This is a genomic window from Cellulomonas triticagri, from assembly GCF_003696205.1.
In the GTDB taxonomy this organism is placed as follows: domain Bacteria; phylum Actinomycetota; class Actinomycetes; order Actinomycetales; family Cellulomonadaceae; genus Cellulomonas; species Cellulomonas triticagri.
Map to the genome: position 1 here is coordinate 1 of NZ_RFFI01000021.1, position 18327 is coordinate 18327.

At 75.5% G+C, this 18327-nt stretch carries 20 protein-coding genes; 8 read left to right on the plus strand and 12 right to left on the minus strand.

Annotation, left to right across the window (positions count from 1 at the left end; translation table 11 throughout):
* A partial coding sequence (locus tag EBM89_RS05530) for an o-succinylbenzoate synthase (RefSeq protein WP_122148466.1) occupies positions 1 to 872 on the minus strand: 872 nt, incomplete at its 3' end.
* A 62-nt stretch (positions 873 to 934) separates the two neighbouring features.
* Between EBM89_RS05530 and EBM89_RS05535 the strand changes: the two genes are divergently transcribed.
* Positions 935 to 1900, plus strand: a complete 966-nt coding sequence (locus EBM89_RS05535) for a 1,4-dihydroxy-2-naphthoyl-CoA synthase (RefSeq protein WP_122148467.1) — start codon at positions 935 to 937, stop codon at positions 1898 to 1900.
* 30 nt (positions 1901 to 1930) lie between these two features.
* Here EBM89_RS05535 and EBM89_RS05540 read toward each other — a convergent pair whose 3' ends face one another.
* Positions 1931 to 2992: a DUF3048 domain-containing protein gene (locus EBM89_RS05540; RefSeq protein ID WP_122148468.1), complete on the minus strand. Its 1062-nt coding sequence runs from the start codon at positions 2990 to 2992 to the stop codon at positions 1931 to 1933.
* Positions 2993 to 3077: 85 nt separating this feature from the next.
* On the opposite strand from EBM89_RS05540, the gene menE reads away from it, so the two are divergent.
* Together menE and EBM89_RS05550 are read left to right on the plus strand one after the other, a co-directional pair.
* Positions 3078 to 4235, plus strand: a complete 1158-nt coding sequence (gene menE, locus EBM89_RS05545; protein WP_122148500.1) for an o-succinylbenzoate--CoA ligase — start codon at positions 3078 to 3080, stop codon at positions 4233 to 4235.
* Positions 4236 to 4329: 94 nt separating this feature from the next.
* Positions 4330 to 5199, plus strand: a complete 870-nt coding sequence (locus tag EBM89_RS05550) for a 1,4-dihydroxy-2-naphthoate polyprenyltransferase (protein ID WP_122148469.1) — start codon at positions 4330 to 4332, stop codon at positions 5197 to 5199.
* 34 nt (positions 5200 to 5233) lie between these two features.
* Here the strand turns inward: EBM89_RS05550 and EBM89_RS05555 are convergent, their stop codons facing one another.
* Positions 5234 to 5542 carry a DUF4229 domain-containing protein gene (locus EBM89_RS05555; protein WP_122148470.1) on the minus strand — a complete coding sequence of 103 codons (309 nt, stop codon included), beginning with the start codon at positions 5540 to 5542 and terminating at the stop codon, positions 5234 to 5236.
* An 84-nt stretch (positions 5543 to 5626) separates the two neighbouring features.
* Here EBM89_RS05555 and EBM89_RS05560 point away from each other — a divergent pair, with 84 nt between their 5' ends.
* The gene (locus tag EBM89_RS05560) at positions 5627 to 5986 is read left to right on the plus strand and encodes a PLDc N-terminal domain-containing protein (protein WP_122148471.1); all 360 of its coding nucleotides are present in this window, start codon (positions 5627 to 5629) and stop codon (positions 5984 to 5986) included.
* Positions 5987 to 6422: 436 nt separating this feature from the next.
* Positions 6423 to 7064, plus strand: a complete 642-nt coding sequence (locus tag EBM89_RS05565) for a hypothetical protein (RefSeq protein WP_122148472.1) — start codon at positions 6423 to 6425, stop codon at positions 7062 to 7064.
* A 36-nt stretch (positions 7065 to 7100) separates the two neighbouring features.
* Here EBM89_RS05565 and ccsB read toward each other — a convergent pair whose 3' ends face one another.
* From ccsB to EBM89_RS05595, 6 genes are all read right to left on the minus strand, one after another.
* Positions 7101 to 8216: a c-type cytochrome biogenesis protein CcsB gene (gene ccsB / locus EBM89_RS05570; protein ID WP_122148473.1), complete on the minus strand. Its 1116-nt coding sequence runs from the start codon at positions 8214 to 8216 to the stop codon at positions 7101 to 7103.
* A 6-nt stretch (positions 8217 to 8222) separates the two neighbouring features.
* Positions 8223 to 9929, minus strand: coding sequence for a cytochrome c biogenesis protein ResB (resB, locus tag EBM89_RS05575; protein ID WP_233571562.1), 1707 nt, complete (start codon positions 9927 to 9929; stop codon positions 8223 to 8225).
* 1 nt (position 9930) lies between these two features.
* Positions 9931 to 10818 (minus strand): cytochrome c biogenesis CcdA family protein, encoded by an 888-nt coding sequence (locus EBM89_RS05580; protein WP_122148502.1) that lies wholly within the window; start codon positions 10816 to 10818, stop codon positions 9931 to 9933.
* The gene (locus EBM89_RS05585; RefSeq protein ID WP_122148474.1) at positions 10818 to 11459 is read right to left on the minus strand and encodes a TlpA family protein disulfide reductase; all 642 of its coding nucleotides are present in this window, start codon (positions 11457 to 11459) and stop codon (positions 10818 to 10820) included. Before EBM89_RS05585 ends, EBM89_RS05580 begins: the two co-directional genes overlap by 1 nt.
* Positions 11456 to 12112: a histidine phosphatase family protein gene (locus tag EBM89_RS05590; RefSeq protein WP_122148475.1), complete on the minus strand. Its 657-nt coding sequence runs from the start codon at positions 12110 to 12112 to the stop codon at positions 11456 to 11458. Before EBM89_RS05590 ends, EBM89_RS05585 begins: the two co-directional genes overlap by 4 nt.
* Positions 12113 to 12206: 94 nt before the next feature.
* A complete protein-coding gene (locus EBM89_RS05595) occupies positions 12207 to 12743 on the minus strand; it encodes a MarR family winged helix-turn-helix transcriptional regulator (protein WP_122148476.1) in 537 nt (178 codons plus the stop codon).
* A gap of 170 nt (positions 12744 to 12913) precedes the next feature.
* On the opposite strand from EBM89_RS05595, the gene EBM89_RS05600 reads away from it, so the two are divergent.
* Positions 12914 to 13471 (plus strand): YceI family protein, encoded by a 558-nt coding sequence (locus EBM89_RS05600; protein WP_122148477.1) that lies wholly within the window; start codon positions 12914 to 12916, stop codon positions 13469 to 13471.
* Between the two features lie 109 nt (positions 13472 to 13580).
* Here EBM89_RS05600 and EBM89_RS05605 read toward each other — a convergent pair whose 3' ends face one another.
* The gene (locus tag EBM89_RS05605) at positions 13581 to 14258 is read right to left on the minus strand and encodes a redox-sensing transcriptional repressor Rex (RefSeq protein ID WP_369408626.1); all 678 of its coding nucleotides are present in this window, start codon (positions 14256 to 14258) and stop codon (positions 13581 to 13583) included.
* Positions 14259 to 14267: 9 nt separating this feature from the next.
* Positions 14268 to 14585: a glutaredoxin family protein gene (locus EBM89_RS05610; RefSeq protein WP_122148479.1), complete on the minus strand. Its 318-nt coding sequence runs from the start codon at positions 14583 to 14585 to the stop codon at positions 14268 to 14270.
* 34 nt (positions 14586 to 14619) lie between these two features.
* Between EBM89_RS05610 and EBM89_RS05615 the strand changes: the two genes are divergently transcribed.
* Entirely contained in the window at positions 14620 to 15507 is an 888-nt protein-coding gene (locus EBM89_RS05615; protein WP_122148480.1) for an HAD family hydrolase, read from the plus strand.
* Positions 15504 to 16040, plus strand: a complete 537-nt coding sequence (locus EBM89_RS05620) for a GNAT family N-acetyltransferase (protein WP_122148481.1) — start codon at positions 15504 to 15506, stop codon at positions 16038 to 16040. The genes EBM89_RS05615 and EBM89_RS05620 overlap by 4 nt, the downstream gene beginning before the upstream one ends.
* Positions 16041 to 16094: 54 nt before the next feature.
* Here EBM89_RS05620 and EBM89_RS05625 read toward each other — a convergent pair whose 3' ends face one another.
* Positions 16095 to 18305, minus strand: coding sequence for a beta-galactosidase (locus EBM89_RS05625; RefSeq protein WP_147463462.1), 2211 nt, complete (start codon positions 18303 to 18305; stop codon positions 16095 to 16097).
* Positions 18306 to 18327 lie beyond the last annotated feature (22 nt).

Here is an 18327-nt window from a genome sequence, read left to right on the forward strand (position 1 = left end):
GGGTCGGCGGCGGTGGCCGCGAGCCGGGCGGGGTCCGGGACGACCGCGCGCGCCGCCGCGACGGACAGGGCCCCGTCCACCGGCAGCAGGGCGGGGTCGGCGACGTCGTCCGTCAGCAGCCGGGCCGTCGCCAGCCCGCACGCGAACGGCAGGTCCGGCAGCGCGGCCGCGAGCGCGACGCCCTGGGCGAGGCCCACCGACGACTCCAGCGCGGACGACACGACGACCGGCAGCCCCACCTCCGCGGCGAGCGCCAGGCACGCCCGCACGCCGCCGAGCGGCTGCACCTTCAGCACCACGACGTCCGCGGCGTCCGCCCGGACGACCGCCATCGGGTCCTCGGCGCGCCGGATCGACTCGTCGGCGGCGATGGGCACCGGGACGCGACGGCGCACGCGGGCCAGGTCCGCGACCGAGGCCACCGGCTGCTCCGCGTACTCCAGCCCGCCCGCCGCGCGGTCCAGCACCGCCAGCCGGTCCACGGCCGTGTCCACGTCCCACCCGGCGTTGGCGTCGACCCGGATCGCGCCGCCGGGGCCCAGCGCCTCCCGCACGGCGGCGAGGCGGTCGGCCTCCTGGGCCACGTCCTGGCCGGGCTCGGCCACCTTGACCTTGGCGGTCGTGCACCCGCCCGACGCCAGGACGATCCGCCGTGCCGCTTCCGGGTCGACGGCGGGGACGGTGACGTTCACCGGGACGCGGTCGCGGACCGGCGCCGGGAGGACCTCGTCGGCGGCCTCGCGCGCAGCGCGCCACCACGCCGCCGACTCGACCGCGTCGTAGTCCCAGAACGGGCTGAACTCGCCCCAGCCCGCGTCCCCGCGCAGCAGCACGCCCTCGCGCACCGTGATCCGGCGGAAGCGCGTCCGCATCGGTATCGCGTAGACGTGCACGTCGTCAGCCTAGAGGCTCTGCACCGACCTACGCTGTCGGGGTGAGCGAGCCCACCAGCCCCCTGCCCCCGCGCGTGTCCGACACCTTCGACCCCGAGCGGTGGCGGACGGTCACCGGGTTCGAGGACCTCACGGACCTGACGTACCACCGCGGCGTGGACCGCACCGGCGCGTCGCCCCGGGACCTGCCCGTGGTGCGGGTGGCGTTCGACCGCCCCGAGGTGCGCAACGCGTTCCGGCCGCACACCGTGGACGAGCTGTACCGGGTGCTCGACCACGCGCGGATGTCCTCCGACGTCGGCACGGTCCTGCTCACCGGCAACGGGCCCAGCCCCAAGGACGGCGGCTACGCGTTCTGCTCCGGCGGCGACCAGCGCATCCGCGGCCGCGACGGCTACCGGTACACCGGCTCCACGGACGCCGAGACCGCCGACGCCATCGACCCCGCCCGCGCGGGCCGCCTGCACATCCTCGAGGTGCAGCGGCTCATCCGGACGATGCCCAAGGTCGTCGTCGCGCTGGTCAACGGCTGGGCCGCCGGGGGCGGGCATTCCCTGCACGTCGTCGCGGACCTCACGATCGCCTCCCGGCAGCACGCCCGGTTCATGCAGACCGACGCGAACGTCGGCTCGTTCGACGGCGGGTACGGCTCCGCGCTGCTCGCCCGGCAGGTCGGCCAGAAGCGGGCGCGGGAGATCTTCTTCCTGGCCCGCGAGTACTCGGCGCAGGACGCCTACGAGTGGGGCGCCGTCAACGACGTCGTGGACCACGCGGACCTGGAGGACGCCGCGCTGGAGTACGCGCGGATCATCGCGACCAAGTCCCCGCAGGCCATCCGGATGCTGAAGTTCGCGTTCAACCTCGCGGACGACGGCCTGGCCGGGCAGCAGGTGTTCGCCGGAGAGGCGACGCGGCTGGCGTACATGACGGACGAGGCCGTCGAGGGGCGCGACGCGTTCCTCGAGCGCCGCGACCCGGACTGGACGCGGTTCCCGCACGCCTACTGAGGCGCGACGGGCGGGTCGGGCCGGGCGCGGTCAGGAGATCGCGAGCGAGCCCGACTCCGCGGGGACCAGCTCGACCCAGGTGTTGCCCGGGGCGAGCCTGGCGGGGGTGCCGTCCGCCAGGGTCAGCTGCATCGGGGCGTCGCGGGACGCCTTGGTCCAGGTGACGGGGACGGTCTGCCCGCCGGTCGCCAGCACGCCCTCGCCGCTGCCCTCCAGCACGTAGGTCGGCACGACCGCACCGTTCTGCGCGCCGAACGGCGAGCCCGGGTGCGAGGCCGTGATCGACACGACGTTCGTCGCCGACAGCCGCGCGCCCGACGCCGCCATCGCCGCGCTGCTGCCCTCCGAGCGCTCCCAGACCGACCCGTTCCACGTCCAGGACGGCTTGGCCTGGCTCGACAGGTCGAACGCGAGCGTCGTCGCCGGGGTGCCCGCGACGACCGCGCTGGCCTGCTCGGCGGTCCGCGCGAACGCGAACTGCTCGCCGGGGCTGTTCTGGTGCTCCGCGTCGGCCTGCGCCCACAGGGCGTCCGGGTCCGCGTACACGTTGTGCGGCGCCGACCGGGACCGCAGCCGGTACAGACCGTCTGCCCCGGCGTCGTGGCTGATCACCTGCACGGGGCTCTCGTCCACCAGCGCGAGGATTCCGGGCTGCCCGCCGGAGAACGTCAGCAGGCCGTTCAGCGGCGACACGATCGCCGGGTCCATCGGGCGCACCGACCGGACCGGTCCGAGCTCCGCCGGCACCTGCGAGTGCCACACCGCGACGAACCGGGACACCTCGAACTCGACGATCGTCTCCCACACGACGTCCGCCTGCTCCAGGCCGGACTGCGGGCGGGCCGAGCTGGTGTTCTCGATCTTCACCGCGAGCGCCGGGCGGTTCTCGGGCTCGCCCGCCACGCCGGTCAGCGGCCAGACCGGCGGGACGTCCGGAGCCGGGGCGGCGACCTTCTGCGGGTCGAGCGTCGGACCGACCGTCTCCGCGTCCGGGGCCGGGGAGGCCCCCGAGGAGCAGGCGGCGAGCAGCAGCGTCGCCGCGAGCGCCAGGACGGTGGCGCCGCTGCGGCGCCGGGTCGTGGTGTGGACCATCTCGCAGAACCCCTCGGGACCTCGTGCGCGCGCCGGTTCGAGCCGCGCGTCCCCGACACTCTACGGGCGGACCTACCCTGGGCCGGTGACCCGCCCCGTCCGCGTCGTGCCGGCCCGCGCCGCGACCGTCCCCGCCCTGCTGGACGCCCTGGCCGCCGCGCTGGACGGCACCGGACCCGCGGTGCTGCCCGTCGACGACGGGCCCGGGACCGGGGTCGAGGCCGGCGGCGCCGTGCCCGACGAGGTCGCGCTGCTGGTCCGGACCTCCGGGTCGACCGGAACGCCACGGGAGGTGATGCTGTCCGCCGCCGCGCTGACCGCCTCCGCGCGGGCGACGTACCAGCGGCTGTCCGGCCCCGGCGCGTGGTTGCTGCCCCTGCCGCCCGCGCACGTCGCCGGGCTGCAGGTGCTCGTGCGCTCGCTCGTCGCGGGGACCGTGCCGGAGGTGCTGGACGGGCCGTTCCGCCCGGACGCCTTCGCGGCGGCCACCGCCCGGCTCGACGCCGCGGGGCTGCCCCGCTACACGTCGCTCGTCCCCACCCAGGTGCACCGGCTGCTGGACGACCCGGCCGGGCGCGCCGCCCTCGCCGCGTACGACGCCGTGCTGCTCGGCGGCGCGGCCGCCCCGCCCGCGCTCGTCGCCCGCGCCCGGGACACCGGGGCCCGGGTGGTCACCACCTACGGGATGTCGGAGACCTCGGGCGGGTGCGTCTACGACGGGGTCCCCCTCGACGGCGTCACCGCCGACCTCGACGCCGACGGGCGGATCCGCCTCGCCGGGCCCGTGCTCGCGACCGGGTACCGCGACCGGCCCGACCTGGACTCCGACCTGTTCACCACCGAGGGCGGCACCCGGTGGCTGCGCACCAGCGACCTCGGCCGGTGGGTCGACGGCCGCCTCGAGGTGCTCGGCCGCGCCGACGACGTCCTGGTCACCGGCGGCGAGAAGGTCGCGCCCGCGGCCGTCGAGCGCGTGCTCGCCGGGCGGCCCGGCGTCGGGGAAGTGCTCGTCGTCGGCGTCCCCGACCCCGAGTGGGGGCAGGCGCTCGTCGCGGTCGTCGTCCCGGGCACCGCCGCCGCGCCCGACCTCGGCGACCTGCGGGACGCCGCCGCGACCGCCCTCGGCCGCGCCGCGGCACCCCGCCACCTGGTCACCGTCGACGCGCTGCCGCTGCGCGGGCCGGGCAAGCCCGACCGGTCCGGGGCAGCGACGCTCGCCGCACGGGCGCTCGGCCGGGACTGAACCACCTCGGACCGGACCGCGCGCCGGACCGGGTACCGTCGCCAGCGCGGCACCCCGGTTCCCTCCGCACGACCCGCCGCACGACAGGAGCATCATGGCCACCCCGTCCGAGTGGATCGCCGCCGCCCGCCCCCGCACCCTGCCCGCCGCCGCCGCGCCCGTGCTGGTCGGCACCGGTGCCGCCGCGCAGGTCGACGCCGCGCACCTCGGTCACGCGCTGCTCGCGCTCGGCGTGGCGCTCGCCCTCCAGGTCGGCGTGAACTACGCCAACGACTACTCCGACGGCGTGCGCGGCACCGACACCGAGCGCGTCGGCCCGCTGCGGATCACCGCCGCCGGGCTCGCCCGCCCCGGCGCCGTCAAGGCCGCCGCGTTCGCCGCGTTCGGCGTCGCCGGGCTGCTCGGCCTCGCCCTCGTCGCGCTGACGGGCCAGTGGTGGCTGCTCGCCGTCGGCGCGCTGTGCGTCGTCGCCGCCTGGTACTACACCGGCGGCAAGCGCCCTTACGGCTACCTCGGGCTCGGGGAGGTCGGCGTCTTCGTGTTCTTCGGGCTCGTCGCCACTCTCGGCACCACGTACACCCAGGCGGGGCGGCTCACCTGGCCCGCCTGGGTCGGGGCCGTCGCCGTCGGGCTCATCGCCTGCGCGATCCTCATGGTCAACAACCTGCGCGACGTCCCCACCGACGCCCTCGTCGGCAAGCGCACCCTGGCCGTCCGCATCGGCGAGCGCCGGGCCCGCGTGACCTACGCCGCCATGGTCGTCCTGCCCGTGGTCCTCGGGCTGGCGTGCGCGTTCGCGAACCCGTGGGCGCTGCTGGTCATGCTGCTCGCCCTGCCCGCCGGGATCCTCGCGTTCACCGTCCTCGTGGGCGCGCGCGGCATCGCCCTCGTGCCGGTCCTCGCCGGGACCGGGATGTACGAGCTCGGGTTCGGGGTGCTGCTGGGGCTCGGCCTGGCGCTCTGAGCGCGGCGCGGTCCTCAGGCCACGCGCGACCCCGTCAGAACAGGCTGCCCGGGGTACCGCCGCGGGCGTCGTCGTCCGCCGCGTCCACCACCGCGTCCTCGGCGGCCGCGTCCTCGGCCGCCGTCCCCGACAGCCGCACCCGGTCGCCCCGCGCGTCGGAGCGCGCCTGCAACCACAGCGCCGCCCGGTCCCGCGGACCCTTCAGCAGCAGGTACGACAGCAGGGCGGCGAGCACGGCGGCGATGATCACGCCGAACAGCCAGCCCGTGCCCACCGCGACGAGCACCACCAGGCACACGACGAACAGCGCGAGGCGGAGCAGGGAGTAGACGACGACAGGCACGCCACCACCCTAAGCCGCGCCACCGCCGCCTCTCACCCGGCCCCGGCGCGAAGTGCCGCACGATCCCGGCTTAGGGTGGAGCGCATGGGTCGTGCACTGCTCTTCCTCGTGATCATCGGTCTGGCGGTGTACGCGCTGGCCGACGTCGCCACGAGCGACGAGCGCTCCCGGCACGGCATCCCCCGGGCCGCGTGGCTCCTCATCGTGCTCGTCCCGGTCGTCGGACCCGTGGTGTGGATCCTGTCCAGCCGCGCCGGACGCCGCTCCGACGGCGGCCCCGCCGCAGCCGGGCCGCGCGGACCCGTCGCACCGGACGACGACCCCGAGTTCCTGTGGCGGCTCGAGCAGGAGCGCATCCGGCGCGAGCGCGAGACCCGCGGGGGCGCGGGCGAGGACCCCCGGCCCACGGACGGCGACGTCCCGGACGGCGGCGCGCGGGGCTGAGGTCGCCGCACCGTGGTGTGAGTGCTGGCGCGGCCTGAGCGGTCCGTGCGTCTGGTCGGCGTACTCGATGTCAGCCGTGGACAGCGCAGGAACCAGCGTGGCGGGAACCAGAACGGGCCCTCCGTCGACGAGTCGACACGAGGGCCCGGTTCGGGGTGGGTGCGCCGGTCCGAGCCCGACGCGCGCGTTCCCGACCTTCAGGACTCCGGCGTGACGACTCAAGGCGGCCTGGACGCGTTCATGAGTGTCCCTCGACGACGTCGACGGCCGCGCACCTGCGTACGCACCCAGCGCCTGGAGAGGGCGGGTGAGTGGTGGTCCAGCCTGCCAGGCTCGAGAAACACCAAGGCCCCGGGGGGTTCCTCGCCGAAGCGAGTCGCCGTGGTTCCCGGGGCTCTCTGGTGCCTCGACACTACCGCACCAGAGGACCCTGCCGATGTCGATGTACCCGCCGGTCCAGCGCACGATGGTGCGCCTCCTGTCGCCGCCGCGGATGTCGACGTACCTGGCGGGGTGCGAGGACGACGTCTCGCGCGCCGTCGACCTGTACCGGTGGAACCTCGACGTCTCGATGGCGTTCTTCGAGTCGTTGCACTACCTCGAGGTCGCCGTGCGCAACCGCGTAGACGAGTCGCTGTCCGCCTGGGTCGGACCTGGGACCGATTGGCTCGACCCCGCGTCCGCGATCCCGCTCGCCCCTGGGACGCGAGCACGCATCGCCGTCGCGCGTGACCGCGCGGCCCGGGGCGGCAGGCCCGTCGCCCACGGCCACGTCGTCGCCGAGCTGACCTTCGGGTTCTGGCCGTCGCTGCTCTCGGACGCGTACAACCGCACGCTCTGGCAGCCCGCGCTCAAGGCCGCGTTCCCCCGGGCACGGCGCACCGACCTGCGCGACCGGCTGCTGCGAGCAGGGACGCTGCGCAACCGTGTCGCCCACCACGAACCGGTGTTCTCCCTCGATCTCGGGAGCGAGCACGAGCAGATCATCACCGTGGCCGAGCTCGTGGAGCCGAGGCTCGGCTGGTGGATCGACGCGACGAGCCGGACCGACGCGGTCCTTCGGCGCCGCCCGGCGTGACGTGCCTCCTCCGGGCACCACCACGTCCCGGACGACTCACAGGCCCGAGTAGGAGTGCTTCCCGTCGACGAACAGGTTGACCACCGTGAAGTTCGCGAGCACCGCCGCGTACCCGACGTACACGAAGTACGCCGCGCGCCGCCCGGCCCAGCCGCGGGTGGTGCGCGCGTGCAGGTACGCCGCGTACACGACCCAGGCGATGAAGGTGCCGACCTCCTTGGGGTCCCAGCCCCAGTAGCGGCCCCACGCCTGCTCGGCCCAGATCGCGCCGCCGATGAGGGTCAGCGTCCACAGCACGAAGCCGATGGCGTTGAGCCGGAACGACAGCGCCTCGAGGCGCCGGGCGGACGGGACGGTGCGCAGCCACGCGAACGCGGGGCCGGTGACCCGCCAGCGGGCGAGCGAGCGGCGCAGGCCGTCGGCGGTCCGCCACGTCCCGGTGAGGTGGGAGCGCCCGTTCTCGCGGGAGTCCTGGAGGACCTGGAGGACGGCGGTGGCGAAGGCGACGGTGAAGATGCCGGTCGCGGCGATGGCGACGCCCACGTGGATGACCAGCCAGTAGCTCTGCAGGGCGGGCTGGACGGCGTCGGCCTGCACGTAGAACGCGTTGAGGCCGAGGACGAGCGCGAGCACGCCGATGCCCATGACGACGACCCCGAGGAACGGGATCACGCGGCGGCGCTGCACGACGGCGAGCACGACGGCGGCGACGAACGTGCCGACGAGCGTGTACTCGTACATGTTGGCGGTGGGCCAGCGACCTGCCGCGACGCCGCGCAGCACGATGCCGGCGAGCAGCAGCACGGCACCGAGGTAGGTGGTGGAGCGGGCGATGCCGGTGGCCTTGGACGGTCCGGCCGCGCCCTGCTCGTCCTCGGCGGACACGCCCGACGCCTCGGGGCCCGCGTCGGGCGTCGCGGCGACGTCGTCGGCGGGGACGACGAGCCCACCCGGGCCGCCCGCCCCGACGGTCTCGCGCGCGGCGGCGCGGGCCTGCTTGGCGGCGGCGATCTTCGCCGCGCGGGCCTCGCGGTGCGCGCGGGACGAGGCGTCCGCGACGCGCGCGAGCGCGGCGGAGTACGCGATGAGCGCGATGGTGAACGCCGTCGCCGCACCCCACACGAGCAGGGTGCTGATGTCGCCGAGGGGCATGTCCTTCTACCTTCCGGTCCCGCCGGTGCCAGCACCGGACTCGGCCGCGCGGACCCGGTCCATCGCCCGGTCGAGCTCCGCCTGCAGGCCCACGTCGTCGCCGCGCGCCAGCGCGGCGGCCGTGACCACTGTACGGCGTGAACCGGGACCTTCGTCCTGGTGATCCTCGGCACTGTCACCCGCGGCGACCTCGGCCGGGCGCAGCCGCAGCCAGATCCGTCGGCGCGGCACGAACAGCGACGTCGCCAGCCCGGCGAAGGCCAGCAGCGCGAACACCAGCACCCAGGTCAGCGACGGGTCGTGCCGCAGGTCGAGCGCCGCGAACCGCGGCAGCGCGTCGAACGTGAGCGTCCCCAGGCCGTCGGGCAGGTCGACGGTCTCCCCCGGCGCCAGGTACAGCGTCACCGGTCGGCCGTCGGCGTCGAGCGCCTGGGTGAGCCCGCTCTGGTCGAGCTGGTAGACGTTCTGCGGGATGCCGTCGTCGAGCCCGAGGTCACCGGTCCACACGGCCAGCGCGAGCAGCGGCGCGGTGGGCTGCGGGTCGACGGAGCGCCAGATCTGGTCGGACACCTGCTCGGCGGTCGGCAGCAGCACGCCCTGCAGGCCGATCTGCGGGCCGCTGGTCACGTCGGGCACCTTGATGACGCCCTGCGAGGTGTAGACGGTGTCCTGCGGGATGAACGGGACGGCGCCGGCGAAGGTGACGTTCCCGTCGGCGTCGCGGACGGTGACCTGCGGGGCGTAGCCGTTGCCCTGCAGGTAGATCTTCGCGCCGCCGGTCTCGATGGGCTGGTTGACCTTGATCTGCGATGCGACCGGGTCCTGCCCCGGCTCGGTGAGGGTGATGTGGGCGGTGAAGTCCCGGGACTGGAGGGTCACGGGATCGAACTCAGACTCGAAGGAGTCGAGCCCCAGGGCGAACGGCACCAGCGAGGAGGCGCTGAACCCCGCACCGGCCTCGAAGGTGTCGTAGTCGGTCTGGGTGTTCGCGAACGCGCGGCCCTCCACGACGATGGCCTGCCCGCGGTAGTGCAGCAGCTGCCCGGTGGCGACGGCCACGAGCAGCCCCACGAGCGCGAGGTGGAACACGAGGTTGCCGGTCTCGCGCAGGTAGCCGCGCTCGGCGGCGACGCTCCACACCCCGCGGCCCTCGTCGCGGACGTCGACCCGGAACCGGGGCAGCCACCGCGACCCGCGCACCGCGTCGGCGGCGCGCCGCGCGACCTGCTCCGGGGTGCCGGGGACCTCGAGCGACGCCTTCGCGGGGAACCGGTCGAAGCGGCGCGGCGCGCGCGGCGGGCGACCGCGCACTGCCCGCAGGTGGGTGCGGCTGCGCGGCAGGATGCACCCGACCAGCGAGACGAACAGCAGCAGGTAGATCGCCGAGAACCAGATCGACGCGTACACGTCGAAGAACCCGAGGCGCTGCAGCAGCGGCCCGAGGTCCGGGTGGTCGGTCAGGTAGGTGGCGACCTGCTCGGGCTGCTGGGACTGCTGCGGGAAGACGGTGCCGGGGACGGCCGCGACGGCGAGCAGCATGAGCAGCAGCAGCGCGACGCGCATCGAGGTGAGCTGCCGCCACGCCCAGCGCAGCCAGCCGACGACGCCGAGCGCGGGCAGCTGGGGCGACGCGGGCGCGGCGCCCTCGCCGTCGGGCGCCTGGCCGGAGGCGAGGGCGTTGTCGAGCCCCTCGGGGGTGTACTCGCGGGTCACGTCACACCGCCGGGACGAAGGGCTGGGAGTCGGTCAGCAGGCCCTGCAGCCAGTTGGCCCAGTCGGCCCACAGGCCGGTGACCATGGCGACGCCGAGCAGGAGCAGCAGCGCACCGCCGGTGCGCATGACGGCGAGCCGGTGCCGGCCCAGCCAGTCCAGCGCGCGCCGGGACCTCTGCAGCCCGAGGGCGACGAGGACGAACGGCAGGCCGAGCCCGACGCAGAACGCCAGCGCGAGCAGCGCGCCGCGCCCGGCGGAGCCGCCGTCGAGGGAGAGCAGCAGGATCGCCGCGAGGGTCGGTCCGATGCAGGGCGTCCAGCCGATGCCGAAGGTCACGCCGAGCACGGGCGCGCCCCACAGCCCCGCGCGGGGGGCCAGGACGGTGCGGCGGTCCTGCTGGAGGAACGGCACGAGCCCGAGGAACGCGAGGCCCATGACGACGGTGAGCAGGCCGAGCACCCGGGTGACCGGGTCCTGCCAGCGCAGCAGGAACGACCCGAGGCTGCCCGCGAGCGAGCCGTAGGCGAGGAAGACGGCGGTGAACCCGGCGACGAACAGCAGCACGCCGAGCACGACGCGACCGCGCGGGGCGGGCTGCTCCGCCGCGTCGGCGCCGCCCAGCGTGGGCTGGGCCGGGAGGTGCGCGGCCAGGTCCAGCGCGGGTGCGGCACCGTCCGGCGCGGCCGTCACGGGCACGCGCACGCGCGAGCGACCCGGGGCCGAGGCGGCGGACATGCCGCCGAGGTAGCCGACGTACCCGGGCACGAGCGGCAGCACGCAGGGCGACGCGAACGACACCAGCCCGGCGAGCACGGCGACGGGGACGGCCGCGAGCAGCGACCCGGAGGTCGCCGCGCGGGCGAAGGCGTCCCCGACGTCGGCGAGCATCACGCGCCGGCCCCGCCGACCGCCGTGCCCGTCCCGTCCTCGGCCAGCACCTCGTCGATCAGGGCGCGCAGCGTCGAGCCCTCGGCGAGCCCGACGATGCGGGCGGCGACCTTGCCGTCCCGGTCCAGGACGACGGTGGTCGGCGTGGCCTGGATCGGCACGATGCCCTGCAGCGCGGCGATGGCGTGCTTGTCCCGGTCGTCGATGCTCGGGTACGGGACGTCGAACGTCTGCTGGAACGGCTCCGCCGCCCCGGCGTCGTCCACCCCGTTGATGCCGAGCAGGTGCACGCCCGCGTCGGCGTACTCGTTCGCGATGTCGACGAGGTCGGGCGCCTCCTCCCGGCACGGCGGGCACGCCGCGTACCAGGTGTTGAGGACGACGACGTCGCCCCGCCAGTCGGCGACGTCGACGGGCTGGCCCGCGTAGTCGGTACCGGCGACCTCGACGGGTCCCTGCCGGTCGTCGGCGGCCCACTGGGTGAACGAGCCGTCCCCGGAGACGTAGCCCTGGTCGGCGACGTCGTCGGTGCCCGTGGTGCTGCCGCCGTCGGAGCAGGCGGTCAGGGCCAGGGCGGCGCCGAGCGCGACGGCGGCAGCCGCGAACCGGCGGCCCCGTCGCCCCGCCCGGTCGCGGGTCACGCGCCCGCCACGGCGGACGCGCCGGGGAGCAGGTCGGCGGCGGGCTCGGTGTAGGAGATCCGCACGAGGCGGTCGTCCTCGTAGACGAGGCTGGTCAGCGACGCCAGCGAGCACTGCCGGCGGCGCGGGTCGTGCCACAGGCGGCGGTCCTCCAGCGCGAGCCGGGTGACCCAGATGGGCAGCTGGTGGGCGACGAGCACGGCCTCGTGGCCGCGCGCGGCGTCACGGGCGCGGTCGACGACGCCGAGGACGCGCGCGACCTGCTGGCGGTACGGCTCGCCCCAGGACGGACGGAACGGGTTGACCAGCAGCGGCCAGTGCCGCGGGTGCCGCAGGGAGCCGTCGCCGACGCCGAAGGTCAGCCCCTGGAACCGGTTCTCGGCCTCGAGCAGGCCCTCGTCGGTGGTGACGGGCAGGTCGAACGCCGCGGCGATGGGCGCCATCGTCTCCTGCGCGCGCTGCAGCGGGGAGGCGAACAGCGCGACGACGTCACGCCGGGGCGCGTCGAGGCCCCCCGACAGGTGCGCGGCGACGCGGTCGGCCATCTGCACGCCGCGGTCGGAGAGGTGGTAGCCGGGCAGCCGTCCGTAGAGCACGCCCTCGGGGTTGTGCACCTCGCCGTGCCGCATCAGGTGGATCGTGGTCGAGACCATGGGGCCAGTCTCGCAAACCCTGCTGGGTGATCGGGCCACGCCTGGGGACGACCGGGTCACAGCACCTGCGCGACGGGCGTCGCAGGGTGGGCGGTCAGCGCCCCTCGGCCTCGGCGACCGCCGCCGCGCACCCGGTCTGCAGCGCGGCGCCGACGGCGAGCATGGCCTCGCCGAGCGCCTGGAGCTGCACGGGGGTGAGCACGTCGACCAGGTGGGCGCGCACGGACTCGACGTGCGCGGGGGCGGCGTCCACGAGCCGGCGCCAGCCGTGCTCGGTCATGGTGCAGTTCACGCCGCGCGCGTCCTCCAGGCAGGGGGCGCGCTCGACCAGGCCCGCGGACTCCATCCGGCGGACGGTGTGGGTGAGGCGGCTGCGCGAGTGGGCGAGCTCACCGGCGAGCTCGGACATCCGCAGCGTGCGCCCCGGGGCCTCGGAGAGCCGGACGAGCACCTCGTACTCCCCCAGCGACAGCCCGGAGTCCTGCTCGAGCTCGTGCGCGAGGACGTCCAGGAGCCGGGCGGTGCCGTCCCGCCACGCGCGCCAGGCGCGCTGCTCGTCGGCGGACAGCCAGCGCACGTCGTCGTGGGCTCGCGGCTCCCGCAGCCCGTCGGTGCTCGTCGTGGCGGCCATGGCCGTCCTCCTCCCGGTGCGCTGCCGTCCGGGCAGCCGTCGTCGCGACGCGGTCTGCGGCTGTGACGTCGGTCGCTCATCGTCCCACAGCGCTTGCGCCGCTCCGGACACTGTAGTAGAAATCTCAACTAACCGCAGTTGACGCTTCAACTTCTCGCAGGAGGCACCACATGTCGACCACCACGCTCCCCACCGCCCTCACCGCCGGCACCTGGGCGATCGACCCCTCGCACACCGAGGCGTCCTTCACGGTCCGTCACGCGGGCATCTCCAAGGTCCGCGGCACCGTCGCGGTGACCTCCGGCACCATCACGGTCGCCGAGGACCTGACCCTCTCCTCCGTCACCGCGGCGCTCGACCCGTCGACCATCGCCACCGGCGACGCGAACCGCGACGGCCACCTCAAGGGCTCCACCGACTTCTTCGACCTGGAGAAGTTCGGCGAGTGGACCTTCGCCTCGACCTCGGTCGCCACGGACGGCGAGGACTACGTCGTGACCGGCGACCTCACCATCAACGGCGTGACCAAGTCCGTCGAGCTGGCCACCGAGTTCGGCGGCGCGGCGGTGGACCCGTTCGGCAACCAGCGCGCGGGCTTCTCCGCCTCGGTGACGATCTCCCGCAAGGAGTTCGGCATCACCTGGAACGCGGCCCTCGAGGCCGGCGGCGTCCTGGTGTCCGACAAGGTCGTCATCAACCTCGAGGTCTCGGCCATCAAGCAGGCCTGACCTCCCCGGCGCCCCCTCGGGGGCGCCACCCGGACCGAAGGGCCCGGTCGCGCACCCCCTGCCGCGACCGGGCCCTTCTCCGTGCCCGGGCACCGCGGCGTCGACGACCTCAGGCCGTCGGGTCGGGGACGGGCTCGACGCTCTCGACGGGAGCGGCCGGCGCCCCGGCACGCTGCCGGGCGTGGAACCCGAGGATCTGCAGCTCGGAGCCGAGGTCGACCTCCCGGACGTCCACCCCGTCCGGCACCCGCACCGTGCGCGCGGCGAAGTTGAGGACGCCCGTGACCCCCGCGGCGACCAGGCGGTCCGTCGTGGCCTGCGCGACCGAGGCGGGCGTCGCGACGACCGCGATGCTCGCGTCCGCCGCGGTGACGACGTCCTCCAGGTGCGCGACGTCCTGCACCGCGTGCCCGCCGACCGTCGTGCCGATCACCTCGGGGTCCGCGTCGAACAGGCCGACCAGCACGAACCCGCGGTCGGAGAAGCCCGTGTAGGTGGCGAGGGCGTGCCCCAGGTTGCCGATGCCGATGATGACGAACCGGCGCTCCTCGGTCATGCCGAGGGCCTGGGCGATCTGCTTGCGCAGGTGGTCGACCTCGTAGCCGACGCCGCGGCGTCCGCCCGCACCCAGGTACGACAGGTCCTTGCGCAGCTGCGCGGGCGAGGCTCCCACGAGCTCGGCGAGCTGCTCCGAGGAGGTCGTCAGGACGCCCTCCGACGCGAGACCGCCGAGGGAGCGCAGGTATCCCGGCAGACGGGCGACGGTGGTCGGCGGCAGGGCTCGCACCTGCACAGACTAGGCGCTCGGCGCGCCCCTCAGGGCCCCGGCGAGCACGAACGGGTGGATCTCCCAGAACCCGACCCGCTCCCCGTCGACCTCCACGACCGGCAGCAGCTCCCCGTAGGCGGCGGCGAGGGACCGCCCGTCGGGGGCCGTCCCGCCCGCGTCGACGTCGACCTCGCGCCACCCGGCGCCCTGCTCCGCGGCGACCCGCGCGACCACCTCCCGCGCCTGGTCGCACAGGTGGCAGCCCGCACGGACGTACAGCGTGACCCGCGCGTCCGCGTCGCCGGGCCCCGTCGACGGGGGCGGTGGGGGTGTGGTGGTCGGCACGGCACGAGCCTAGGCAGATGACTACAGTGGCGGCGTGCCCCAGTCGACCGCACCCGCGCCGCGGGACCCCGACCAGCACGGGGACCCCGTCGCCGACGGCGCCGCTGCGGCCGAGGTCGCGACCCCGGCCGTTCCCGCGGCGGGCACCGGGCGCGTCGCCGCGTTCTTCGACGTCGACAACACGATCATCCGCGGCGCGAGCTCGTTCCACCTCGCCGTCGGGCTGTGGCGGCGCGGGTTCTTCCAGCGGACCGACATCGTGCGGTTCGCGGTGCACCAGATCCGTTACCTGCTGTTCGGCGAGAACCGCGAGCAGATCGACGAGGTCCGGTCCCGCGCGCTGGAGATCATGCGGGGCCGCTCCGTCGCCGAGGTCGTCGCCATCGCCGAGGACATCTACGACGAGGTCCTGGCGCTGCGGATCTTCCCGGGCACGCAGCGGCTGCTGGACCAGCACATCCGCGCGGGTCACGAGGTGTGGCTCGTCACGGCCACCCCGGTGGAGATCGCCGACATCATCGCCCGGCGCCTGGGCACCACCGGCGCCCTCGGCACCGTCGCGGAGCACAAGGACGGCTTCTACACCGGTCGCCTCGTCGGGGACCTGCTGCACGGCAAGGCCAAGGCGTCCTCGGTGCGCGCGCTCGCCGACAAGGAGGGCCTGGACCTGTCGCTGTCCTTCGCCTACGGCGACTCGCAGAACGACGTCCCGATCCTGTCCGAGGTCGGCTTCCCGTGCGCGATCAACCCCGAGGGTCGGCTGCGCAAGCACGCCGCCGAGGTCGGCTGGCCGGTGCGCGAGTTCCGCGGCCGCCGCAACGCCACCCGGCGCGGCGTCGACGCGGCCACCGTGGCGGGGTCCGCGTGGGTGCTCGGGCTCGTCATCCGCGCGGTGCGCCGACGCCTCCGGGGCGGGGCGTGACCGCAGCGGTCGCCGTCCGTCCCGCTCGCGCCGACGAGGCCGACGCCGTCGCGGCGCTCGCCGCGGTGACGTTCCCGCTGGCCTGCCCGCCGTCGTCCACCCCGGCGGACCACGCGGCGTTCATCGCCGCGAACCTCACCCTGGCGCACTTCGCCGCACACCTCGCCGACCCCGCGCGGGACGTGCTGGTCGCCGACGACGGCGACGCGCTGCTCGGGTACACGCTGCTGGTCGCGGGCGAGCCGTACGCCCCCGAGGTCGCCGCCGTGGTCCCGCTGCGGCCCACCGTCGAGCTGAGCAAGTGCTACGTCCTGCCCGGGCAGCACGGCCGGGGCGTCGCGGACGCGCTGATGGCCGCGAGCCTCGACGCCGCCCGCGCGCGGGGCGCCGCCGGGGTGTGGCTGGGCGTCAACGGCGAGAACGCGCGGGCGCAGGGGTTCTACCGGCGCAGCGGGTTCACGCAGGTGGGCACCCGGACGTTCCAGGTCGGCGCCGAGCGGCACCACGACCTGGTGCTGCACCGCGCGGTCTGACTCCGCCCCCGACCCTCCGAGGCCGTCACACCCGGGGGTGCGATCGGCGGGGGGTCATGGGGTGACCCGGGTCAGGTGGGCCACCTCGGCGACGGGGTCGTCGGGGCGCTGCACCAGCCACGCCCCGACCCGGCCAGGCAGGGCGAGCGGCTCCCGCAGCAGGTCGCGCCCGTCGCGGGCCAGGGCCACCCGCGCGGGCCAGGGCGACACGTTCATCACGTGCACCACGCGGGTGCCGTCCTCGGCGGCGGCGGGCACGACCACGACGCCGCGGACCGTGGATTGCACCTGGACGGCCGGGCGTGCGCCGAGCCGGTCAAGGGCATCGGTCCAGATCGCCGGGAGGCAGGGCAGATCGGCCGTGATCGCGACGACCCGCCCGGCGCCGAGCGGGAGGTCGACCGCGCAGGGCGCGCCGCCGTGCGTGAGCCGGGCCAGGACCGTCGCCCCGGGGCCGACCGTGAGCGGCTGGGCCACGTCGACCGCGACCTCGGCGACGTCCCAGACGGGGGCGCCGTCCGGGAGACGCTCGGGGACCACGAACGGACGGGAGGTCGGCGTCGCCCGGACCAGCGGCTCGTGGTCACCGGACGGCGAGGTCCGGCCGACGGTCAGGCCCAGGGCGTCGACCAGGGTCGTCGCCGGCCGGTCCAGCATGTCCCGCAGCGGCAGCGGACCGTGCAGCAGCAGCCGGCCCCCGGCCCGCACCCAGGCGACCAGCCGCGCCTGGATCCCGTCGTCGAGAAAGGGCGTCGGCGCGAGCGCGAGGACGCGCCCGGTCGGCAGCGTGCCGTTCTGCACGTCGACGGCGTCCGGGGCGTACCCCCCGGTCACCAGCGCGCGCGTCATCACCTCGCGCGGGCCCGAGCCGCGGTACCGCTCCAGGTCGGCGACGAACGCGGCCTCGCGGGCCGACGGCGGGTACCGGAACTCGGTCATGTAGTGGTCGGGCACGAACCCCAGCGCCACGGGCGGCGTCTCGGGCCGCACGCGGCGCAGGAGGTCGCCCTGCTCCCGCACGGCGGTCACGATCCGGGCCAGCGGCGCGTGGTCCGGTGACAGGTGGCCCTCCGGGTCGATCGGCGCCGCGAAGCCGTGTCGCTCCCCGGTGTGGGCGATGCGGTCGTTGCCGTCACCGACCGGCTCGGGCAGCACCGGGTTGCGCCCGCCGGCGAGCAGGTAGCAGTTGAGCACCGTGGCGCCCTGCGCGAGCGCCATCTGCAGCTTCATCGGCCCGGCCTCCGGACCGCTGCTGGGGGCCAGCGCCTCCCCGTAGTCGCCCGAGCCGACCTCGAGCTCCAGGGCGCCGAACGGCTGCCGCGGCCCGGTGGTGGCCGCGAGGAACGCGTGCGCAGCCCACCAGCCCGGCAGCTTGTCGAGGGTGAGGTCCCCGACGTACAGGTCGCTGCCGGGGATCACGTCGTCGGCCCCGGCCCAGGTCGCGGACAGCTGGGAGATGCCGAGCGGGAACTCCGAGGCGGTGCCTCCCGACGAGCCGTGCACGTTGACCAGGAGCGGGACGCCGGTCACGCCGAGCTCCCGGCACCACCCGGCGAGCACCCGCACGTACCGCGCGTCGCGACGGCGGGTCCACCGCCCGAGGTCGCGGTGCAGCGCGAGCACGACGTCCTCGGACGGGGAACGCAGAGCAGGGCCCCACGCGGCCGCGCCGGCCGGGTCGAGCCCGTAGCGCGCGGCGACGGCGGCGGGGCCCTCCGCGGCCACCAGGTCCGCCACCAGGTCGGCGACCGCCGCGTCGGACAGGTCCGGGGTGTTGGTGACCCAGGGCAGCATGCCGACCTCGTTGTCCAGCTGGACACCGACGACCGCGCCGCCGCGCGCCGGGAGCCGGGCGGCCAGCAGCGGCAACACCGCCTCGTACCAGCGCCGGGCCGCCGCGAGGAAGGCCGGGTGCAGGTAGTCGACGACCCCCTCGGGTCCTGCGACGCCGTCCCAGCCCGTGCGCCGGATCTCCGGGTGCTCGCGGACCACCGCGTACCCGATGCCCTCGTTCTTCAGCTCGACCATCACGAACGGGCCCGGGCGCGCGATGACCGCCAGCCCGCGCTCCGCGCACAGGTCGAGGAACCGGCCGACGTCCAGGTGCGGGTGCCGCTCCCCGAGGTCGAACGTGCCGTCCGGCTTCTCGTGGACCACCCACGGGATGTACGTCGCGACCGCCGTCACGCCGGTGGCGACGGCCTGGTCGAGCCGGTCGGCCCACACGGCGGGGTCGAGCCGGAAGTAGTGGACCTCACCGCTCACGACGACGTCGTGGCGCAGGTCG